Origin of the sequence: Pseudomonas sp. NPDC087639 (assembly GCF_044743385.1) — a bacterium.
Classification (GTDB): domain Bacteria; phylum Pseudomonadota; class Gammaproteobacteria; order Pseudomonadales; family Pseudomonadaceae; genus Aquipseudomonas.
Genome location: NZ_JBIUWI010000128.1, coordinates 1 through 5,622 on the forward strand (window position 1 = coordinate 1; position 5,622 = coordinate 5,622).

Genomic DNA, 5,622 nt, shown 5'->3' on the forward strand with positions numbered 1-5,622 from the left:
CTTCGAAAACTCCGAAGGCAACCTGGGCATCGCCAACGCGCTGTTCCAGCACCTGGCGAGCAAACTGCCGATCTCCCGCTGGCAGCGCGACCTGACCGACTCCACCGTACTGCGCAACCTCGGTGTCGGCTTCGCCCACAGCGTGATCGCTTACGAAGCCAGCCTCAAAGGCATCAGCAAACTGGAGCTCAACGAGCAGAAGATTGCCGCTGACCTCGACGCTTGCTGGGAAGTCCTGGCTGAGCCGATCCAGACCGTGATGCGTCGCTACAACATCGAAAACCCGTACGAAAAGCTGAAAGAACTGACCCGCGGCAAGGGCATCAGCCCTGAAGCGTTGCAGACTTTCATCGACGGCCTGGACATGCCAGCCGCAGCGAAAGCCGAGCTCAAGCAACTGACCCCGGCCAACTACATCGGCAACGCTGTAGCGCAAGCCAAACGCATCTGATCGACCGCTTGAACCGTTTGAGACGCCCGGCCGCGCCGGGCGTTTTTATTCCCGTCTGAAAAGTGCTTTTTTTCAATAGGTTACATATGAATTCCGATATTCCTCTTCAACTTCTGGGCGGCATCACGGCGCGCGAATTCCTGCGCGACTACTGGCAGAAAAAGCCACTGCTGATCCGCCAGGCGATTCCTGACTTCGAAAGCCCGATCGACGCCGACGAGCTGGCCGGCCTGGCCCTGGAAGAAGAAGTCGAATCGCGCCTGGTCATCGAGCATGGCGAGCGCCCATGGGAACTGCGTCGCGGCCCGTTCGCTGAAGACGAATTCAGCAAGCTGCCGGAAAAAGAGTGGACTCTGCTGGTTCAGGCAGTCGATCAATTCGTACCGGAAGTCAGCGAGCTGCTGGAAAACTTCCGCTTCCTGCCGAGCTGGCGCGTCGACGACGTGATGATCAGCTTCGCAGCCCCAGGTGGCAGCGTCGGCCCGCACTTCGACAACTACGACGTGTTCCTGCTGCAAGGTCACGGCAAGCGCAACTGGAAAATCGGCCAGATGTGTGACTCCGAGAGCCCGCTGCTGCAACACGCCGACCTGCGCATCCTCGCCGAATTCCACGAAACCGAAGAGTGGGTTCTGGAACCGGGTGACATGCTTTACCTGCCACCGCGTCTGGCCCACTGCGGCGTCGCCGTGGATAACTGCATGACCTACTCGGTAGGCTTCCGCGCCCCGAGTGCGTCCGAAGTGCTGACCCACTTCACCGACTTCCTCAGCCAGTTCCTGACCGACGAAGAGCGCTACACCGACGCCGACGCGCAGCCAGCGGCCGATCCGCATCAGATTCAGCACGATGCGCTGGATCGCCTGAAAAGCCTGCTCGCCGAACACATGAGCGACGAGCGTCTGCTGCTGACCTGGTTCGGCCAGTACATGACCGAGCCACGCTACCCGGAACTGGTAGCCGGCCCGGAAGAAGTCGAAGAAGAAGACTTCCTCAGTGCTCTGCAAGATGGCGCCGTGCTGATCCGCAACCCGAGCGCGCGCCTGGCCTGGTCGGAAGTCGATGACGATCTGCTGCTGTTCGCCAGCGGCCAGAGCCGTTATCTGCCGGGCAAACTGCGCGAGCTGCTGAAGCTGATCTGCGCCGCCGACGCCTTGCACACCGACAACCTTGGCGAGTGGCTGAACGACGAAGACGGTCGCGGCCTGCTGTGCGAACTGGTCAAGCAAGGCAGCCTGGGGTTCGCTGATGAATAAAATTCGCGTACGTGTCGCAGACTGGCAGAAGGACATCGCCGAGATCCGGCGCATTCGTGAAACGGTGTTCATCGCCGAACAATCGGTGCCACCCGAGCTGGAATGGGACGCCGATGACGCGACCGCTGTGCATTTCCTGGCATTTGAGGGCGACTTTCCGATCGGCACTGCGCGTCTGTTGCCCGATGGGCACATTGGCCGGGTTTCCGTGCTGAAAGACTGGCGCGGCATGAAGGTCGGTGACGCGCTGATGCAAGCGGTCATTGCTGAAGCAGAAGAGCGCGGACTGAAGCAGCAAATGCTCAGCGCTCAGGTGCAAGCCACGGCGTTCTACGAGCGCCTGGGTTTCAGCCTGGTCAGTGAGGAGTTCCTGGAAGCAGGGATTCCGCATGTCGATATGGTTCGCCATTCGGCCCAACCGCTAGCTGAATGAAACCTTGTGGCGAGGGGATTTATCCCCGATGGGGCGCGAAGCGGCCCTAAAATTTTGGGTCTGCTGCGCAGCCCATCGGGGATAAATCCCCTCGCCACAAGAGCAATATGCAAACTTCAGCAAACGCCCCGACATCGAACGATGCCGGGGCGTTTTGCTGTCTTGGATTCAACTTGCCCCACCCGGGGCCGACAAACTGGCAATATCAAGCCTTTCGAAAGCGGAGATAACGGACATGTCCCTACGCACCCTGCTCACCACCCTGCTGCTCGGCTGCAGTTTTTCGGTGATGGCAGCCACAGAAATCGTCCCCCTCAAGTACCGCACCAGCACCGACATGCTGCCGATGGCGCAGGATTTCCTCGGCAAGGATGGCCAGGTCAGCGCCTATGGCAACCAACTGATCGTCAAGGCGGAGCCGGACAAGATTCAGGAACTCAAGGCGTTGCTGACCCAACTCGACACCGCGCCGAAACGCCTGCTGATTACCGTCGACACCAACGAAAACAATGGCCGTGGCGACGAAGGTTATTCAGTCAACGGTGCGCAGACCCGCATCATCAGCCGCAGCACCGCCAGCCGTGACGGCGGCATTCAGCAAATACAGGCCAGCGAAGGCGCTCCGGCGCTGATCCAGGTCGGCCAGAGCGTGCCGATCACCAACAGCCAGACAAACTCCTACGGCGATTACAGCAGCCAGACCCAATACCGCAACGTCACTCAGGGTTTTTACGTCACCGCGAGCGTCACCGGCGACATCGTTCATCTGGCAATCAGTACCAACCGTGACCGCATGAGCCAGGAACGTCCCGATGTAGTGAACGTGCAAAGCACCGACACAACCGTCAGCGGGCGCCTCGGCGAGTGGATCACTCTGGCCGGCGTCAATCGCCAGACTCAGGCTGACAAACAGGGCCTGGCCCGCAGCTACTCGACTCAAGGCCGGGATGACATGACCTTGCGGGTGAAAGTCGACAGCCTGGACTAAAGCACCGAAAACTGACTGATTAGTCGTATTAGACGAAAGATGTAGTGCTTTAAAAAAAGCACTACAAAACGTTTGACGAGCCAAAAAAGCGAAGGCATGATGGCCTCGCTCCCGCTAATCAGAGGCCCTGGCAAGGGCCTTCGAAGCGCTGTTCGCATCTACCCCGCGAACCGTTTCGTGTCTGTACCGCCCACAAGGTGTGTTTGACGAGGTTGCCGACTGGAACGAAGTTGTCCCGAGGGACGGAAGCGTAATTAGGTAACCCGGCATCACACTGTAGTTCGTATAAAGGCCCACGACGCCCGAATGCGCCCGCCAGTTTCGCCTTTACCTGCTCACTTCCCCTCGAGCTCATCGTTCATCCCGTCGCCTACCCCGCCGAATCCGACTTGACCACCTAAGCTTCTGGTCAGCGAGCGCAGGAATTTTCCACCGCAGAACAACTTTTCATAAAAGACGCGACGAGGTTTATCTCCATGGCACTGACACGCGAACAGCAAATTGCAGCCCTTGAAAAAGACTGGGCTGAAAACCCGCGCTGGAAAGGCGTGACTCGCACTTATTCCGCTGCTGACGTCGTCCGTCTGCGTGGCTCGGTTCAACCTGAGCACACCTTTGCGAAAATGGGCGCCGAGAAGCTGTGGAACCTGGTAACCCAGGGTGCCAAGCCGTCCTTCCGTCCAGAGAAAGATTTCGTCAACTGCATGGGCGCCCTGACCGGCGGCCAGGCTGTTCAGCAAGTCAAAGCCGGTATCCAGGCAATCTACCTGTCGGGCTGGCAGGTAGCTGCGGACAACAACTCCGCCGAATCGATGTACCCGGACCAGTCGCTGTACCCGGTGGACTCGGTGCCAACCGTGGTCAAGCGCATCAACAACTCGTTCCGTCGCGCTGACCAGATCCAATGGAAAGCCGGCAAGAACCCGGGCGACGATGGCTACATCGACTACTTCGCGCCGATCGTGGCTGACGCTGAAGCCGGTTTCGGCGGCGTACTGAACGCTTACGAGCTGATGAAGAGCATGATCGAAGCAGGCGCCGCCGGCGTTCACTTCGAAGACCAACTGGCTTCCGTGAAGAAATGCGGCCACATGGGCGGCAAGGTTTTGGTGCCAACCCAGGAAGCCGTACAGAAGCTGACCGCAGCGCGTCTGGCAGCTGACGTTGCCGGTACTCCGACCATCATTCTGGCCCGTACCGACGCTAACGCCGCGGACCTGCTGACTTCCGACTGCGACCCGTACGACCAGCCGTTTGTGACTGGCGAGCGCACCCAGGAAGGTTTCTACAAGGTACGTGCCGGTCTGGATCAAGCGATCGCACGTGGTCTGGCTTACGCCCCTTACGCCGACCTGATCTGGTGCGAAACCGCCAAGCCGGATCTGGACGAGGCTCGTCGCTTCGCTGAAGCGATCAAGAAGGAATACCCGGACCAACTGCTGTCGTACAACTGCTCGCCTTCCTTCAACTGGAAGAAAAACCTGGACGACGCGACCATCGCCAAGTTCCAGCGCGAACTGTCCGCCATGGGCTACAAGCACCAGTTCATCACCCTGGCCGGCATTCACAACATGAGGCACAGCATGTTCAACCTGGCTCACGACTACGCCCGTAACGACATGACTGCCTACGTGAAGCTGCAAGAGCAGGAATTCGCTGACGCCTCCAAGGGTTACACCTTCGTGGCTCACCAGCAGGAAGTGGGCACCGGCTACTTCGATGACATGACCACCGTGATTCAGGGTGGCTCGTCCTCGGTAACCGCACTGACCGGTTCGACCGAAGAAGAACAGTTCCACTGATCTGCTTCACCTGAGCAAACGGCCTCTGCGGATCGAATAGAAAGCTAACCGCAGAGCCGCAAGACTGACGCCCCGACTGGTTCGGGGCGTTTTTTTTGCCTGTGATGTTCCTCACCACACAAATCCCAAAGGTTCTGTATCAGACCTTTCTGAAAAAACATTGATCCATAGCGGTATAGGCGTCAGAAAAATCAGTTAAAACAGGCGCCACCGCTACTTGCAGTAACGGGCATATAAGACAACTTCCCAACTACTGCACCGCTAAACAGTTACAAAACCACCTCAAACGATATTAATTATCATTTAGCCGCAACTATGCTCGTTACATTTCCCACAAAACATAATTCGCAGAAAACCGGCTAATGCCCGCTATGCTTGGGCTACGGGGCATCGGAGGCGCGCTATGTCCTTATTCCAATAAATAATTTCGCTATAGGAATTTTACTTGCAGGGTGTTTAGCCATAAAATCAGCGCGATTGATTGCTGCGACATATCGTCACTGCCTATTTCTTTATCAAGCTCAGAGACCTTTGCTCTCTGTTAAGGATTACCAGCATGCCCGAAGCGACAGGACTCATGGCCCACAACTGGGGCTTTGCCATTTTCCTTCTGGGTGTCGTCGGCCTGTGTGCCTTCATGCTTGGCGTCTCCAGCCTCCTCGGGTCAAAAGCCTGGGGCCGCAGCAAAAACG

General features: G+C 57.9%; 4 protein-coding genes and 2 pseudogenes. All 6 read left to right on the plus strand.

Translation table 11 applies throughout. The annotated features are described in order from the left end of the window. Positions 1-451 (plus strand): annotated as a pseudogene (locus ACIOVB_RS26820) (adenylosuccinate lyase); the annotation flags it as partial. Positions 452-537: 86 nt separating this feature from the next. Continuing rightward, complete coding sequence (locus ACIOVB_RS26825; RefSeq protein WP_187678474.1) at positions 538-1,707, plus strand: cupin domain-containing protein; 1,170 nt, start codon at positions 538-540, stop codon at positions 1,705-1,707. Continuing rightward, on the plus strand, positions 1,700-2,140 hold the full coding sequence (locus ACIOVB_RS26830; protein WP_401272194.1) for a GNAT family N-acetyltransferase: 441 nt from the start codon (positions 1,700-1,702) through the stop codon (positions 2,138-2,140). The genes ACIOVB_RS26825 and ACIOVB_RS26830 overlap by 8 nt, the downstream gene beginning before the upstream one ends. Positions 2,141-2,375: 235 nt before the next feature. Next, positions 2,376-3,128, plus strand: coding sequence for a secretin N-terminal domain-containing protein (locus ACIOVB_RS26835; RefSeq protein ID WP_401272195.1), 753 nt, complete (start codon positions 2,376-2,378; stop codon positions 3,126-3,128). 476 nt (positions 3,129-3,604) lie between these two features. Then, positions 3,605-4,930 (plus strand): isocitrate lyase, encoded by a 1,326-nt coding sequence (gene aceA / locus ACIOVB_RS26840; protein WP_401272196.1) that lies wholly within the window; start codon positions 3,605-3,607, stop codon positions 4,928-4,930. A gap of 556 nt (positions 4,931-5,486) precedes the next feature. After that, positions 5,487-5,622 (plus strand): annotated as a pseudogene (locus ACIOVB_RS26845) (NADH-quinone oxidoreductase subunit A); the annotation flags it as partial.

Excerpts from the sequence above, each read along its gene's own strand:
- ACIOVB_RS26825 (WP_187678474.1), top strand. The coding sequence starts at position 538 with ATGAATTCCGATATTCCTCTTCAACTTCTGGGCGGCATCACGGCGCGC.
- ACIOVB_RS26830 (WP_401272194.1), top strand. The coding sequence starts at position 1,700 with ATGAATAAAATTCGCGTACGTGTCGCAGACTGGCAGAAGGACATCGCC.
- ACIOVB_RS26835 (WP_401272195.1), top strand. The coding sequence starts at position 2,376 with ATGTCCCTACGCACCCTGCTCACCACCCTGCTGCTCGGCTGCAGTTTT.
- aceA (WP_401272196.1), top strand. The coding sequence starts at position 3,605 with ATGGCACTGACACGCGAACAGCAAATTGCAGCCCTTGAAAAAGACTGG.